Source organism: Saccharopolyspora erythraea NRRL 2338 (assembly GCF_000062885.1).
GTDB classification, from domain to species: Bacteria; Actinomycetota; Actinomycetes; order Mycobacteriales; family Pseudonocardiaceae; genus Saccharopolyspora_D; species Saccharopolyspora_D erythraea.
Map to the genome: position 1 here is coordinate 4,528,699 of NC_009142.1, position 15,031 is coordinate 4,543,729.

At 72.3% G+C, this 15,031-nt stretch carries 12 protein-coding genes; 5 read left to right on the forward strand and 7 right to left on the reverse strand.

The features are described from left to right. Positions 1-33 precede the first annotated feature (33 nt). Positions 34-720 carry an AfsR/SARP family transcriptional regulator gene (locus SACE_RS19940; RefSeq protein WP_009947045.1) on the reverse strand — a complete coding sequence of 229 codons (687 nt, stop codon included), beginning with the start codon at positions 718-720 and terminating at the stop codon, positions 34-36. A 764-nt stretch (positions 721-1,484) separates the two neighbouring features. On the opposite strand from SACE_RS19940, the gene SACE_RS19945 reads away from it, so the two are divergent. Then, positions 1,485-2,300, forward strand: coding sequence for a LuxR C-terminal-related transcriptional regulator (locus SACE_RS19945; protein WP_009947043.1), 816 nt, complete (start codon positions 1,485-1,487; stop codon positions 2,298-2,300). Positions 2,301-2,316: 16 nt separating this feature from the next. Here SACE_RS19945 and SACE_RS19950 read toward each other — a convergent pair whose 3' ends face one another. The 3 genes from SACE_RS19950 to SACE_RS19960 form a co-directional block, all read right to left on the reverse strand. Further along, the gene (locus SACE_RS19950) at positions 2,317-3,696 is read right to left on the reverse strand and encodes an aldehyde dehydrogenase family protein (protein WP_009947041.1); all 1,380 of its coding nucleotides are present in this window, start codon (positions 3,694-3,696) and stop codon (positions 2,317-2,319) included. A gap of 1 nt (position 3,697) precedes the next feature. Next, positions 3,698-4,774, reverse strand: coding sequence for a hypothetical protein (locus SACE_RS19955; protein ID WP_011874246.1), 1,077 nt, complete (start codon positions 4,772-4,774; stop codon positions 3,698-3,700). Positions 4,775-5,016: 242 nt separating this feature from the next. Next, a complete protein-coding gene (locus tag SACE_RS19960) occupies positions 5,017-6,375 on the reverse strand; it encodes a class II 3-deoxy-7-phosphoheptulonate synthase (RefSeq protein WP_009947038.1) in 1,359 nt (452 codons plus the stop codon). Between the two features lie 520 nt (positions 6,376-6,895). On the opposite strand from SACE_RS19960, the gene SACE_RS19965 reads away from it, so the two are divergent. Next, positions 6,896-7,717 (forward strand): alpha/beta fold hydrolase, encoded by an 822-nt coding sequence (locus SACE_RS19965; RefSeq protein WP_009947037.1) that lies wholly within the window; start codon positions 6,896-6,898, stop codon positions 7,715-7,717. Between the two features lie 126 nt (positions 7,718-7,843). Here the strand turns inward: SACE_RS19965 and SACE_RS19970 are convergent, their stop codons facing one another. Continuing rightward, the gene (locus SACE_RS19970; protein ID WP_009947036.1) at positions 7,844-9,148 is read right to left on the reverse strand and encodes a flavin monoamine oxidase family protein; all 1,305 of its coding nucleotides are present in this window, start codon (positions 9,146-9,148) and stop codon (positions 7,844-7,846) included. 168 nt (positions 9,149-9,316) lie between these two features. Beyond that, positions 9,317-10,330 carry a methionine ABC transporter ATP-binding protein gene (locus tag SACE_RS19975; RefSeq protein ID WP_009947035.1) on the reverse strand — a complete coding sequence of 338 codons (1,014 nt, stop codon included), beginning with the start codon at positions 10,328-10,330 and terminating at the stop codon, positions 9,317-9,319. Between the two features lie 415 nt (positions 10,331-10,745). Between SACE_RS19975 and SACE_RS19980 the strand changes: the two genes are divergently transcribed. Next, positions 10,746-11,960: an MFS transporter gene (locus SACE_RS19980; RefSeq protein ID WP_009947033.1), complete on the forward strand. Its 1,215-nt coding sequence runs from the start codon at positions 10,746-10,748 to the stop codon at positions 11,958-11,960. Beyond that, positions 11,957-12,727 (forward strand): thioesterase family protein, encoded by a 771-nt coding sequence (locus tag SACE_RS19985; RefSeq protein ID WP_009947032.1) that lies wholly within the window; start codon positions 11,957-11,959, stop codon positions 12,725-12,727. Before SACE_RS19980 ends, SACE_RS19985 begins: the two co-directional genes overlap by 4 nt. Before the next feature lie 71 nt (positions 12,728-12,798). Here the strand turns inward: SACE_RS19985 and SACE_RS19990 are convergent, their stop codons facing one another. Then, positions 12,799-13,293 (reverse strand): MarR family winged helix-turn-helix transcriptional regulator, encoded by a 495-nt coding sequence (locus SACE_RS19990; protein ID WP_009947030.1) that lies wholly within the window; start codon positions 13,291-13,293, stop codon positions 12,799-12,801. A 235-nt stretch (positions 13,294-13,528) separates the two neighbouring features. On the opposite strand from SACE_RS19990, the gene SACE_RS19995 reads away from it, so the two are divergent. Then, the gene (locus tag SACE_RS19995; RefSeq protein WP_009947029.1) at positions 13,529-14,914 is read left to right on the forward strand and encodes an MFS transporter; all 1,386 of its coding nucleotides are present in this window, start codon (positions 13,529-13,531) and stop codon (positions 14,912-14,914) included. Positions 14,915-15,031 lie beyond the last annotated feature (117 nt).

A 15,031-nucleotide genomic window follows, 5' to 3' on the forward strand; every position in this document is an offset into this window, starting at 1 on the left:
CGGTCGCCAGGCCGGGTCCTGGCGACCGGGCCCTCATGAGGCGAGTTCGCCGTCGCCGACGAGGATGGAGCGCTGCAGCTCCTGCAGTCCCCGGTTGGGTTCCAGCCCCAGCTCGCGGTTGAGGGTCTCCCGCGCGTCGTTGTAGACGCGCAGGGCGTCGGCCCGGCGTCCGCGCTGGTAGAGGGTGATCATGAGCTGCCGGTAGAACTCCTCGTGCAGCGGGTGTTCGGCGATCAGCATCCGCAGCAGTCCCACCAGCTCCTGGTGCCGGCCGAGGGCGATCCCGGTGGAGACCACCGCTTCCAGGCACTCCAGCCGCGCCTCCTCCAGCCAGGTGGAGTACCTGCTGATGATCGGCCCGCCCCGCATCTCTCCGAGCACCGGCCCGCGCCACAGCGACAGCGCGGACTGGAAGGACGTCGACGCCTCCTCGTAGCGCTGCATCCGCATGCACACCCGGCCCTTGTCCATCAGCCGCTGGAAGGCGTGCACGTCGAGGGCGCCGGGACCGACGTGGAGCACGTAGCCCGGCGACCTGGTGGTGATCGGGCTGCTCTCCTGGCCGAACCTGCCGAGGAACTTGCGAAGCTGCGAGACGTAGACGTAGATCCCGTCGACGGCCCGCCGGGGCGGGTCGTCGCCCCAGATCTCGGTGACGAGCTGGTCGACCGAGACCACCTGGTTCGCCCGGAACAGCAGGGACGCCAGCACCAATTCCACGTGCCGGGAATTGACCGGGACATCACCTCCCCGGTCCACGACCCGCAACGGTCCTAGCATTCTGTACCGCAAACTTCCTGACCCCCAGAGCAAGCGATAGTTGGCCGACACGGACACATGCGCGACCGGACTCCTCGCAGAGTTCGATTGTGTACCACCTCCAATCGTGCAAGCGCAACAGTCGCGAGCATTCGGAGCAGCCGGTTGGCGCCGTCTGGTTCAGCAGCACCGCGAATCAGCTCGGCCGTGCAACGAGATTGGACACAGCCGTGATTCCCGCGACCCTCCGGAGGCTGGGCCGGCGCGCCGGAAGTCGTTGCGGTTGCACGCATCCGAGCCTCGGGGGAAACGGACAAATACCGACGTGACACCGCCGGACGGGCGCCGCACACCCCCGGTGTCCGGCTTCACAAAAAATACTCCCAATTCGGCTGACGAACCGCTTCCGCGCTTCGCGGCGCGGTCGGACACCAGCGCCCTCGCAGCACCATTCCGCCGCATAAGAACCATTTTAGATTCGCATTAGGTGGTGCGGAGACAATGAGCGGCGCCAACTCCCGCAGCCCGGAGGGCAATGGCATGGGTCCGCAACGACGCACGCGTGTTGCATTTCCGACGCATTCCTGCCGCACCGCGGCCGGATCGCACGCGTCGCCCGCGGTCTTGTGATGCCCGCGCCGCGGCGGTCGTCCACCGGTCGGCGCAGCCCTACCGCGGACGGGAGTCCGGCAGGAACACGTTCCGAACGCATGGGGGTTAGAACCGTGAGCACACTGGAACAACCGCGGACGCGGCGCAGACCGGCCCTGCGCGAGCTGCTGCACCACGCCGAGAAGATGGCCGAGATCGCCGTCGCCCTGCACGAGGACCACCGCACCCCCGCCGCCCCGCCGGTCGGGCCGCCGGAGTCGCCGGAGCTGGTGGTCGCCAAGCTGATCCACCAGGCCGGGCACCGCGCGGTCTCGGTGCGGACGAGCTGCCCGGGCTGGCCCGCGTCCGGCGAGTCCGAGCTGTTCCACCACCTGCAGACCGAGCTGCTCGAGCGCGGTGCGGCGATGCGCCTGCTGGTCGGCACCGGCGCGGGCGCCGACGTGGCGGGCCTGCGCGGCCTGGCCGACTCCGGGGCGCAGGTCCGGATGTCCTCCGGCGAGCTGCCCGTCATGACGATCGTGGACGGCCGGACCTGCCTGCTGGGCTCCGCGGGGGAGCACGGGCGCGTCCAGCTCAGGGTCGTCCACGAACCCGCGGCCGTGCGGGCGTTGCAGGCCCTCCACGACACGACGTGGACGCACGGGTTCGGGATCGAGGCGCTGCGGCATGTGGACATCGACTGGGACGACGAGTCGGTGACCCGCCAGGTGCTGCGCCTGATGGGAGCCGGCTACACCGACGAAACCGCCGCGCGCAAGCTCAACCTCTCGGTCCGCACCTACCGCAGGCACATCGCCCACCTGATGGCGCGGCTCAGGGCGAAGTCGCGTTTCCAGGCCGGTGTGCTGGTGTCGGCGCTGGGACTGATCGAGCCCGAGAACCTCGGTGCCGGCGCCGCCGGTCCGAGGGCCGTACCTCCCGGACGCTGACACCGGCGGCCTGCGCTCACGCGGGCGCCTCGAAGGTCAGGATCCGCTTCTCGGCCATGAGCAGCCTGGTCAACGGCGGCTCGGGCAGCCAGAAGTGCCTGGCCCACGGCGGCGCGGCGCCTGCGATGACCTCGCCCACGGTCGGGTCCGCCGCTGCCGCGGCGAGCAGCCCCTCGTCTTCGGCGAGGAAGGTGAGGAACAGCGAACGCGTCAGCGGGACCACGCCGTCCACCGGACGCCACCGCGCCACGGTGACGAACGGGTAGTCCATCTCGGTGCCCACCGCCGGGTGCGACGGGTCCGAGGTGGACAGCACCACCGGACGCACCGCGAAGGAACCGTCCGGCAGCTCCAGCAGCGGACCCCCGCCGTAGCCGGGGCTGCTGTGGTCGGTCATCCCGGCGCCCAGCTCGGCGTAGCGGACGCGCAACCGCTCGGCGGCACGCGCCGGGACGACCGGCACCTGCGCCGCGTCGCTGGTGACGACCTCGGCGCGGCGCTCGGCCAGCAGCTCCGCCAGGGAGTCCGCGAGCGCGGCGGGATCGCCGGTGGTGAGGATGACCGAGGCGCAGTCGCAGCGCACCCCGGCCTTGCCCGCGACCGACTCGGCCAGGAACTCCAGCTCACCGGCGCTCGGCTCGTGGTCGATGAACACCTTGCTGCGGCCGTCGCCGTGCACCTGGACGTTGCGCAGCGCCCGCCAGGAGCTGACCTTCTCCTCCGGCCCGAACATCACCGACCGGTCCGCCTCGCGCACCAGCATGCGGGCCATGCCCTCGTCGCCCGGCAACAGCGTGACCTTATGCTTCGGCATCCCGGCGCCCAGCAGTGCGCCCGCGAGGCGCCGCGCGGTGAACGGGTCGCGCAGGCCCGGCCGGACCAGCACGCTGTAGCCCAGCGACAGCGCGCGCAGCCACACCTCGTTGGGTTCCTGGTGCTTGCCCATCGCCACCACGGAGGCGAAGACCCGTCCGGCCGGCGTCAGCTCCACCCGGCCTCCCGGGACCACGGTCGCCGCCGGGAAGTCCCGCTCGTTGATGCGCCTGATGTCCCGCATGGAGCCTGCGATGTCGCGCAGCCCGGCCCTCGCCACCGAAATCGGCAGCCCGGCCGCCAGTGCGACGCGCTCCAGGTAGTGCCGCGGCGACTCGCCGAGCACGTCACCGTGCTCGAAGGCGTCCGCGGCGCGCACGAACAGTTCGGCGCCTGGAGCGACACCGTCGGCGCTCGCCCGCACCTCGTTGAGGGCGAGCCTGGCCAGCAGCCGCGGCGCCAGCCGCACCTCGGCCAGCGCGGAGCCGTCGACGCCGGCCAGCGAGCCGACGTCCTGGCTCAGGTGCGTGCGGCCGGCGATCAGCGGGTTCACGGTCAGGATTCCGCGGTTCCCGCTGCCCACCTCAGAGCACCTCCTCGGCGAACGGCCCACCGCCGACCGCGGCCACCGAGGCGATGCCGTCGACGTCGTCTCCCGGCAACGGCGGCACCCGCAGCGCGGTGTCGCGGCCGAGCAGGTTGGGCAGGAACGCCTCGCGCGTCAGCAGGTGCCGGAGCACGCGACCGCGCTGCCCGTAGCCGACGGGCTCGCGGCTCGCGGCGTCGACGACCTGGATGACCGATGCCGGGTGGTACGGGCGGAACACGCACGGCCGCTCGGGACCGGACTCGCACGCGCGCTCCGCGGCGATGCCCATCACCGTGTCGCCGTACCAACCCGAGATCGCCGCCGCCGGGAACATGGTGCGCAGCAGCGACATGGTCTCGTTGCTGCCCGCGGTGCCCACCCACAGCAGCCCCCGCAACCGCTCGGCGAGCGTCTCGTAGACCTGCGGGCGCGCGCAGAGCTCGTCGACGAGGTGCAGGGGCACCGACGCGCAGCGGACGTCCTGGGTCAGCACCACCGCCTCGATCTGGTCGAGCAGGTGCTCGACGTAGTCGTCGGCGGTTTCCTGCTGACCGGTCGCCACCAGCTTGGCCAGCCAGCGGGGATCCATGTCCACGGTGAAGCACAACCCGCCGCGCCGCGCCGCGAGGTAGCGCACCGCGCGACCGACGACGTGCGGGCCGCTCGGCCCGACGTGCAGCCAGTTCACCCCCTCGGGAAACCCGTGCTCGTCGAGGACCCCGCTGCACCAGTCGACGTTGTCCTCGACGGCTCCGGCATCGACGCGCCGGTAGGGACGCCCGCTCGTGCCACCGGAGTCGAAGACCTCCAGCCTCCTTCCGGCCATGCCGCGGGGAATCAGGTCCTCCGCGGGAACGCCCCGCAGTTCCCGGCACAGGTCGGGGAAGCGGACCAGGTCGGCGAGGCCGGCGATGTCGCGGCGCGGATCGAAGTCCAGAAACCCCGCCCTGGACAGCCAGAACGGCGAGCCGGTGGCGGGATCGAAGTGCCAGTCCAGCACGTCACGCAGGTGCGTCCGCGTCTCGACGGCGAATCCCGGGCCCGCGCCCGGAGCCGTCCGTGGTGATGTCATCGTCGTCCGCTCTCGTCGTTGGTCGAGGCCAGCCCGCGCCGCGCGAGGCCGGGCCGCGCTGGTCGACGGGTCCTGGGTGCGGCGGGTGAGCCAGGCGCGCACCGCGGCGGGAGGACCGGCTGACCGGCGTTCTCCCGGTCCGACGATTCGGGAGCCGACCGTACCTCCTCCGGAGGTCAGCCGGGGTCCACGTGCAGGAACCTGTCTCCCGACGGGAATTCGCTCGGCACCGAACAGCGCATTCATGCACCCCGGTACATCTCGGCGAGCCGGAAGGCCAGGTCGAGCGCCTGGGAGCGGTTCAGGCGCGGGTCGCAGGCGGTGCGGTAGCGCTCGGGCAGGTCGTCGGGGCCGATGTCGTCGCCACCGCCGAGGCACTCGGTCACGTCGTCGCCGGTGAGCTCCAGGTGGACGCCGCCGGGATGGGTGCCCAGCGCGCGGTGCACCTCCAGGAACCCGCGGAGCTCGTCGAGCACGTCGTCGAAGCGGCGCGTCTTGTACCCGTTCGCGGCCTCGAAGGTGTTGCCGTGCATGGGATCGCACACCCACACCACCGGTGCGCCGGCGGCGGTCACCTTCTCGACCAGGGCCGGCAGCTCGGCGCGCACCCGCTGCGCCCCCATCCGCGTGATCAGCGTGAGCCTGCCGGGTTCCCGGTGCGGGTCGAGCTTGTCGATCAGGGCGAGCACCTCGTCGGGTTCGGCCGCCGCCGAGAGCTTGATCCCGATCGGGTTGCGGATCCTGGAAGCGAACTCGACGTGGGCCCCGTCGATCCGCCGCGTCCGCTCGCCGATCCACACCATGTGCCCCGACAGGTCGTAGGCTTCGCCCGGACGGCCGCCGCCGTGCGTCAGCGCGCTCTCGTACTCCAGGACCAGCGCCTCGTGGCTGGTGAAGAACTCGGTCTCGCCGACCGTTTCCGGCGCGGCGCCGAGCGACCGCATGAACCCGAGCGCCGCGCCGATCTCCTCCCACAACCGCTGGTAGTGCTTGCCGGAGGGCGACGCCGACACGAACTCCTCGTTCCAGCCGTGCACCCTGCGCAGGTCGCTCCTGCCACCACCGCCGAAGGCCCGCAGCACGTTGAGCGTGGCCATCGAGGAGTGGTACATCCGCAGGAGCCGCTCCGGGTCGGGCGTGCGCGCCTGCTCGCCGAACTCCGGTCCGTTGACCGAGTCGCCCCGGTACGACGGCAGGGTTCTGCCGTCACGGGTCTCGGTGGGGCTGGAGCGCGGCTTGGAGTACTGGCCCGCGATGCGGCCGACCTTCACCACCGGCGCGGCGCAGGCGTAGCCGATGACCAGCGCCATCTGGGCCAGCGTGCGCAGCTTGGCGCGGACCTGCGCGGGCGAGACCCCGTCGAAGGTCTCCGCGCAGTCCCCGCCCTGGAGCAGGAAGCCGCCGCCGCGGGCGACCACCGCCAGCCGGGAGCGCAGCCGGTCGCACTCCGACGGGAACACCAGGGGCGGTGCGGCGCGCAGCTCGTCCACCACGCGGCGCAGCCCGACCGGGTCCGGCCAGTCCGGTTGCTGCGCGGCAGGCATGCTCCGCCACGACTCGGCGTCGAGTTCGGCGGCGAGGTGCGAATCTGCGACAGTCATTTTCCGCCCTTGGTCTGACCGGTCCGGACCTTGTGTGTCGACCCGGGCTCGCGCGGTCCCGCCGACCCGTCCCGGTTTCCGGTGGTGCGGGCGTTCGTGGGGCGAGGGCGGCGTCGACCCCGCACCGGCGGCGAGCGGCCGCCGGTCCGGTTCCCGGGCTCGGACGAACGCGTTCGGTCGTCCGCCGGAGCCGATGTGGTCCATCGGATCTTGCAACGATTCAGCCGTCGCACGACGCCGTTGACAGCTTGTTGCCGCTTGTTGCCGCATCGCGCTTCCGGCGGTCCGGCGCCGGCGGCTGCACTGCCGGACTGTCCCCCGAACTCGCCCGAACCACCGAGAAGTAGGCACGGGGAACGGAATTGGCCAACGCATGACCCAAACAAGTCCTTTTCGTGACCTGCTGCGTTGGTGGCTCGCTCTAGAGTGTTGCTTTCCACAGGAGACGCCGGCCGGTCACCTTCCGTTCGTTCCTCCGCACGGCGGGACCGGTCGGCTACCCGACAGAAGAGGCCACGCCATGTCCCACATCGCCATCGACGGCCGCAGGCTCCACTACGAACTCGCGGGCAGCGGTCAGCCGGTCGTGCTCGTGCACGGTTCGTGGGACGACCGTTCCGGCTGGGACCCGCTGGTGCCCCAGCTCTCCTCCCGGCTGCACGTCCTGCGCTACGACCGGCGTGGCCACGGCCGCAGCGACGGCGGCACAGCCGTCCGGCCCCTCAGCGAGGACGTCGAGGACCTCGCCCGGCTGCTCCGGGATCTCGACCACGGGCCCGCCCACGTCGTGGGGCACTCCTACGGCGCCACCGTCGCGCTGCTGCTGGCCGCACGGCATCCGCGGCTGTGCAGCGGGCTGACGGTGCACGAGCCGCCGCTGTTCGGAATGCTGGCCGGCACCCCGCACAACGCCGAGTTCGACGAGGTGCGCGAACGCGCGGCCAAGGTCGCCGAGCTGCTCGGCGCGGATGAACGGGAGGCCGCCGCGCGGATGTTCATCGACGAGGTCGGGTTCGGCCCCGGTACCTGGGACCTCGAGCTCGACGCCCGGCGCCGTAGCACCTTCACGACGCATGGGCCGGTGTGGCTGGCCCGGATGGCCGACCCGGAGCCGCCCACGCTGCGCGCCGAGCACTTCTCCGGGATCAGCGCGCCCGTGCTGCTGACCCGGGGTGACCGCGGACTGCCCTGGTACCGGCCGATCATCGACCTGCTGGCCGATGCCGTTCCCGGTGCCAGGAAGAGGACGTTGCGCGGCTGCGGGCACGCGCCGCAGACCACGCACCCGCAGGAGTACGCCGCCATCGTCACCGGTGAGGCAACCGCCCCCGTCGAACACTGACACCCGCGGCATCTCCGTACAGGTTGCCACCGCGCCATGCGATGCGGTGGCAACCTGGTGCCGGGTCGTGAGCCTTCGGGATCGTGCTGTGGCAAGCCGAAAGACTCACGCCGTGGCAGGGTGGCGTCAGATGACCGGCTGAGCGGACTTGGCGAGCCTGCGCACCAGCGCGTCGGCCACCTGGTAGCCGTTCTCGATGGCCCCCTCAAGGTCCGGGTGCCAGCTGCTGCGGTCGGCCCCGGCGAAGTGGACCAGGCCGTGCGGGCGCTTCAGGTGCGGGCCGTGCGCGGTGAGCTGCCCCGGAGCGAACGCCAGGTAGCTGCCCTCCGACAACGGGTCCGCGGCCCACCGCTTCGCCTCGGTGTACAGGCGCGGCCGCTTCAGCTCGAAGACGTCGGCCAGGTCCTCGAAGAGCACCTGCACGTCGAGGTCCGCGGAGTCGCCGGTCGCGAACCCGGTGGCCACGCGTCGGCCCCGCAGCCACGCCGCGGGCAGTGGCGCTCCGCCGATCAGAACCCGGTGCTTGACCTCCACCGGTTCCTGGCTCACGGCGATCAGCTTCGTGGCCCGTCCGAAGCGCAGCGCGCCGTAAAGCGCCTGCTGCTGCGGGTCCAGGGGCGGGTCGAACTCCAGCGAACCGGCCTTCGACACCGGCACCGCGACCACCGCAGCGCGGGCCTCCCAGCACTGGTGCGGATCGGCGTGCACGGCGACCTTCTCGCCGTCCTGGACGACCCGGTTCACCGGCGTGCCCAGCACCACCTGGCCGCGCAGCCGCTCCCGCAACCGGATCGACAGCTGCTGCGTGCCCTCGGCGATCTGCAGCGAGAGACCGTCGCGCAGCGTCGGCAGGATGCCTCCGGCGCGGTGCACCCACCACGCCACCTGCAGCAGGGAGAGCCGGTCGGCGGGCACCGTGGAGAAGCTCGCGAACCCGGAGTCGAGGAGGCCGCGGGCGTGGCCGTGCACGTGCATCCGGTCCAGCCAGGAGGACCAGGACTGCTCGTCGAGCTCGGCCGCGCGGGGAGCCGTCCACGGCGCGACCGGCGGGACTCCGCCGGCCATGCGCTTCAGCTCACGCAGCGCGCGCAGCGCCGCCGGCGCCTCCGACGGGCGGATTCCCGGCACGCGCGACACCCGCGCACCCCCACCGGTCCGCCACATCACCGGCGCCACGCCGTGGAACGCGGAAGTCCGCACGGTCAGCCCGAGCTGACGCGCCAGCCCGCGCACGTGGTGGTGGTGCGGACCGAAGTTCTCCGCGCCGAGCTCCACGACCTCCCCGTCCACGACGCGCGAGCGGGTGTGCCCGCCCACCTCGTCGGAAGCCTCGACGGTCAACGTCGTCAGCCCGGCCTGCTCCAGGTTCCACGCGGCGCTCAGACCGGCCAGCCCGGCGCCCACGACGACGACATCGACGACGTCGGCCATCGTCCACCACCTCTCCGCGGATCGTGGCGGCGCCGCCGGCGCGAACGGGCGCTGCGAACGGGCCCGGCACGGCGGACGGCAGCCGCCTCAACAAGTCGCCCCACTGTAGTTCTGCTTTAGTTCTGTGGTCTAGTCGATTGGACTGGATCATCTTCCGGACAGCGGGTTTCAGGCTGCCATGGTCGGGTCTTCGACCTCCCACACCGCGCAGCGCTGCGATGCCAGCCAGTCCAGCGCGCGGCCGGTCCCGTGTCCGGCGATCGACACCCGGAACCGCCCGACGAGGGTGCCCGCAACCGGGACGACACCACCGCTGAGGTAGGTCATCGCGATGCCGAACCTGCTGACCGCCAGCGGCAGGAGCGAGCCCACCGCCGCATACCCGACGAGCACGACGTCCACGAGACACGCATCGCCCGGCAGCCCGGCGCGCAGCGGCCCCGCGACGGCCGGAGCCGCGACCGGGTCCAGCAGCAGCTCCGCGGTCCGGCTGCGCCGCCTGGCCAGCAGTTCGAGCACCGGGCCGCTCTCCAGCACCCGCCCGCCGTCGAGGACGACGACGTCGTCGCAGAGGCGGCGGACCACCTCCGAGTCGTCGGTGGCCAGCACCACGGTGAGCCCGAGCTCGCCGCGGACCCGGTCCAGCACGGTCGCCAGCGCGCCCCCGCCGCCGGAGCCGACGTGCTCGTCGACGTCGTCGAGCACCAGCACCGACGCCCCCGCGGCGAGCGCCTGGGCGACCTGCAACCGGCGCAGCTGCTCCGGGCGCAGCTGGAACAGGCTCGCGTGCGACTCCGCCCGCAGGCCGGTCAGCTCGAGCAGTTCGGCCACCCGCACCTGCCGCGCGACGCGGTCGAAACCCGCCAGCTCGAACGGCCGGGCGATGTTGCCCGCCACCGTGCACTCGTGCAGCAACGCATCGCTTTCCGGCACGAAGCCGACAGGTCTGCGCGCACCGCGTCTTCGGCCGCGCCGCAGCGCCACCGGACGGCCCGAGACGGTGACGCGGCCGGAGTCGGCCACGTCGAGCCCGGCCAGGCAGCGCAGCAGCGAGGTCTTGCCCGAACCCGCCGGCCCGAAGACGCCGCAGATCGTCGCGGGCCTGGCGCGCAGCTCGACCCCGTCGAGCGCGGGCTCCGCCCGGTGCGGATGGGTCTTGCAGAGGTTCTCGACCGCGAGCACAGCAACTCCCCCGGAAAAAGGCCGCACACCGGACGCGACGACGACCCGCTCCCGCACCGGCGGGGCAGGTGACCACCACACCGCACGGGAACCCGCGGGCCTGCGCCCGGAGAAATCCCAGCGAATGTGAGTACTACTTCAGAGCTTCGCTCTAGCCATATACGCATCAGCGTGCTGTTATCGATCTGATGCTTTCCGAATATGCCACGAACGGCCAACCGAAGCGAACACCCGCCACCGGCGGGCGACGCACCGGCGCCACGGCGGGACGAGGCCGACCGCGGACCGGCTCCCCCGCCGGGCGCACGCACCGCGAACTAGACCACCGCCCTAGACCCTGGCTACAGTCCGGTGCCGGCGGCAGCCGCCTCCCGGCCACCTCCACCAACCCCGCCGCCGCGAGACGAGGACCGGCATGACCACACACGAAGGGGGCCGGGGCGGACCGACGCGCGCGACCGGCCCGATGATCTTCATCCTCACCCTGGCGATGGCGCTGCCGATGCTGCTGCTCTACGCCATCGGCGTGCTGGGTCCCGTGCTCGTCTCCGACCTCCGGATCAGCCGCTCGACGCTGGGATCGCTGACGGCGGTGTGCTTCGCCGTGGCGGCCGTGCTGTCGCTGTGGGCCGGCCAGGGAGTCGGCCGGATCGGCGCCCGCAATGCCACGATCGCGCTGTTCGGCGTCGTGGCGCTGTCCTTCGGGCTGATCTCGGTGAGCACGAGCTTCGCGATGCTGGTGGTGGGCGTGGCGCTGTGCGGACTCGCCCAGGCGCTGGCCAACCCGGCCACCAACAAGGTCATCGCGCTGCACGTCGCACCCGAACGCCGAGGCTCGGTGGTGGGCGCCAAGCAGTCCGGGGTGCAGCTGGCCGCCCTGGTCGCCGGTGCCGCGCTGCCCACCGCCGCCGTCCTGCTGGGGTGGCGGGGCGCGCTGGCGCTGGTGATCCCGCTCTCCCTGGTCGCGCTGGCGGTGTCCTGGTCGGTCATCCCCGGCGAGCAGGCCGCACCGCGGGCGGCGGGGTGGTCGAAGCTGGTCCGCCCCAACGCCAAGCTGCGCTGGCTGATGCTCTACCAGCTCTTCCTGGGCGCCGGACTCGCCGCGTTCACCACGTTCCTGCCGCTCTACGCCACCGAACAGCTCGCGACCGGCGAGCGGCAGGCCGCGCTGATGATCGCCGGTTTCGGCATCGCGGGCATCGTCGCCCGGATCGGCTGGACCTCCCTGGCGGGCAAGCTCGCCGAGCCGCACGGGCTCCTGCTCGGGCTCGCGCTCGCCGCGGCGGTGTTCGTCGGCGCGGTGTGGGCCAGCGGCTGGTTCGGGCTGCTACCCGCCTGGATCGGCAGCATCGGGATCGGGGCGACGGCGGTCGCCGCCAACGCCGTGTGCATGCTCGCGGTCGTGCGCGACCGCTCGTACGGCCAGGTCACCCACGCGTCGGCGCTGGCGTCGCTGGCCTTCTTCTCCGGTTTCGTGGTGAGCCCGCCGCTGGTCGGCGCGGTCGCCGACGCGGCGGGCGGGCTCGGCTCCGCGTGGCCCGTCCTGGCGCTGGAGCTGGTGCTGGCGGGCGGCTGCGCGGTCGGCCTGCGACGGGCTTCGGTCGCGGTGCGGGCCGGGGACGCCCGGTGAGCGCCGCTCCGGCGTGGTCGCCCGGTCCGGCCTGCGAGAGCTGGCAGGCGGCGGCAACGGCGGCCGGACCGTGGTCACCGGACCGCGTGCACGGAGGCGCGGTCAACGCGCTGCTCGGACACCTGCTCGGCGCGGTCGCGGCGGACTCGCGGGGTGAGCTCGTCCGCGTGACCGTCGACCTGCTGCGTCCGGTCCCGCTCGAACCCCTGACCGCGCGGACGCACCTCCTGCGCGACGGGCGGCGCTACTCGGTGGCCGACGCGACGCTGTGCGCCGGTACGCCCGTGGCCCGCGCCGCGGCGCTGTTCGCCGTCCGGGACCAGGCCGGCGAGCGCACCGCCGAGTCGTCACCACCGCTCACACCGCCGGAGAAGTGCCTCCCGCACCACGAGCACGTGGCGTGGCCGTCGTTCAACGGGCAACACCTGCAGATCCGCTTCGATCCGGACCCGCCGGACGGGTTCGCCGCGGTGGCGTGGGTCCGCCCGCGCACGCCCCTGGTCGCCGGCTGCGCGCCGGTCTGCGGGGTGCTCGCGGCGTCGGACCTGCTCACCGGGCTCAGCGGTGGCATCGGAGCCGACGACCGCGCCGCGCTCAACGTCGACAGCACGGTGCACCTCGAACGGTCGCCCCGGCCGGGGTGGATCGGCATCGCGGCGCACCCCCTCGTGCGGCGGTCCGGCGCCCCGGTCGCCGAAGGCATCGTCCACGACGAGCACGGCAGGGTGGGGTCGGTGCGCCAGAGCACCGTGCTGGTCCCGGTGTGATCGGGCTGGGCCTTGTGTGATCGGGCTGGGCCCGGTGTGGTCGGTCTGGGCCCGTGCCCGCCCGCACGGGCTCAACCGGCCGAACCGGCCTCCACCTCGGGATGCTGCGTCCTGGTCGCGTTGCCCAGCACGTTGATCAGCAGGGTGCGCATCTCCCGGCGCCGCCGCTCGGGCACCCCGGCCATGAGGTCCTGCTCCAGCTCCGCGGCGATCTCCTGGGCGTCGGCGATCAGCTCCTCGCCGCGCTCGGTCACCACCAGCACGTTGCGCCGCCGGTCGCCGGGGTCCCGGCGCCGCTCGACCAGTCCGCGGTCCTCCAGGTCGTCGACGACGGAGACCACCGAACTCGGCTCGACCTCGAGGCAGCCCGCGAGGAACTGCTGGGTGCACTGCTCGGGGTGCAGGTGCAGCACGCTCAGCACCGAGTAGTGGCGCGGCCGGACGTCGAGGCGCTCCAGGCGCGAGCGGAACAGCTCGGTCGACAGGGTGCCGGCCTTGGCCAGCAGGAATCCGATGTTGTCGGCGATCCAGGGCGGCGCGGCGTCCCGGTCACTGTTCTTGGCCACACCTCACTATAGCCGACCTGCGACAACGACTACCAGACAACACAGTTCACCTGCTGAACGAATTTCGGCGTCCGCGACGAGGCGGGGCCCTCATCTCGCAGGCCACGCCCGCCTTCCACGCAGAACAGGGAGGCGACGTCGGCGAGCGACCGCTCGAGCACAGCTGTCCACCAGCACTCTTGCCAACTAGATGCCGCGCCCTATTATTGTGTTGCCTAACTGTTCAGGAGGTAAAATGAATCCGTCGCTGCGGTGGTGGGCGCTGACCCTGGTCGTGGCCGCCGAGTTCGTGGTGTTCCTCGACATCGCGATCGTCAACGTCGCCCTGCCCACGATGCGCACCGATCTCGACCTGGGCGCGGGCGAGGTGTCGCTGGTCGTCGACTCCTACCAGGTCATCTTCGGGGGCCTGCTGCTCGTAGGCGGCCGGATCGCCGACTTCTTCGGGCGCAAACGCGTCTTCCTGCTCGGCTTCGGGATCTTCACCATCGCCTCGCTCGGCGCCGGACTGGCCACCAGCGGTGCGCTGCTGATCGCCAGTCGCGCGGTGCAGGGCCTGGGCGCGGCGCTGCTGGTGCCCGCGACGACCGCGCTGATCGTCGCCGTCTTCCAGGACGAGCGCGAGCGCTCCAAGGCTTTCGGGATCTGGGGCGCGATGCGCGCGGGCGGAGCTTCCTCGGGTGCGGCGCTCGGCGGCCTCATCACCCAGGCGCTGGGCTGGGAATGGGTCTTCCTGATCAACGTGCCGATCGGGATCGCCGTCCTGCTCGCGGGTCCCGCACTGCTGCCGCACCTCGACTCCGACCCCGGTGCCCGCCCCGGTTTCGTCGGCGCCCTGCTGGGAACCGGCGGTCTCCTGGTCCTCAGCGCCGCCTTCGTGGAAGCGCCCAGCGCGGGGTGGACCGACCCGCTGACGCTCGGGCTCACCGCGGCGGGCGTGCTGCTGCTCGTGCTGTTCACCGTGCTGCAGGCGCGTTCGAGCAACAAGCTCGTCCCGGGCCGGGTCCTCACCCGCACAGTGGTGGCCACGACCACGGTCAGCCTGCTCTACGGCGCCTCGCACATCCCGCTGTTCCTCCTGCTCTCCTTCTACCTGCAGAACAGCCTCCGGTACGAGCCGCTGCTCGCGGGCGCCGCGATGCTGCCGGTCGGCCTCGTCGTCATGGCCTCCTCCGCGACCCTGGTACCCCGCCTGATGAGCCGGTTCGGCGCGCGCCACACGCTGCTGCTCGGCCTCGGACTGCTCGCGGTCGCGCTGCTCGCGCTCGCCAGGGCACCGCACGACGGCGGCTCGTACTTCGTGGACGTGCTGCCCGCCGGCGTGGTGGCCGCCGTCGGACTGTCGTGCTGCTTCTCCGGCGTCACCGTGCCCGCGGTCGAGTCCGTGGCCGATCAGGACACCGGCATCGCCTCCGGTCTGGTCAACAGCGCGCAGCGGATCGGCAGCGGCCTGGGCGTGGCAGTCCTGCTGCCGCTGCCGGCGGCCGGATTCAACCCGCAGACCACCGCGCTCGTCGGCGCGGCGGTGTTCGCGGCACTCGGGGCACTCGTGGCGATGACCGCGATTCCTCCCAAGCGCGCCGAGATCTCCGAGGTCAGGCAAGCTGAATCGGCGCGCTAGCACCGGGCCGGCCATTGACGGTTTCTGTAGTGCTGCTCTAGTGTTCGGCTCGCATAGCTGCCGACCGGACGCGGCTCGTGGCGGAAACGTCCACAACGGCGCGGAGTACGCCGCCGC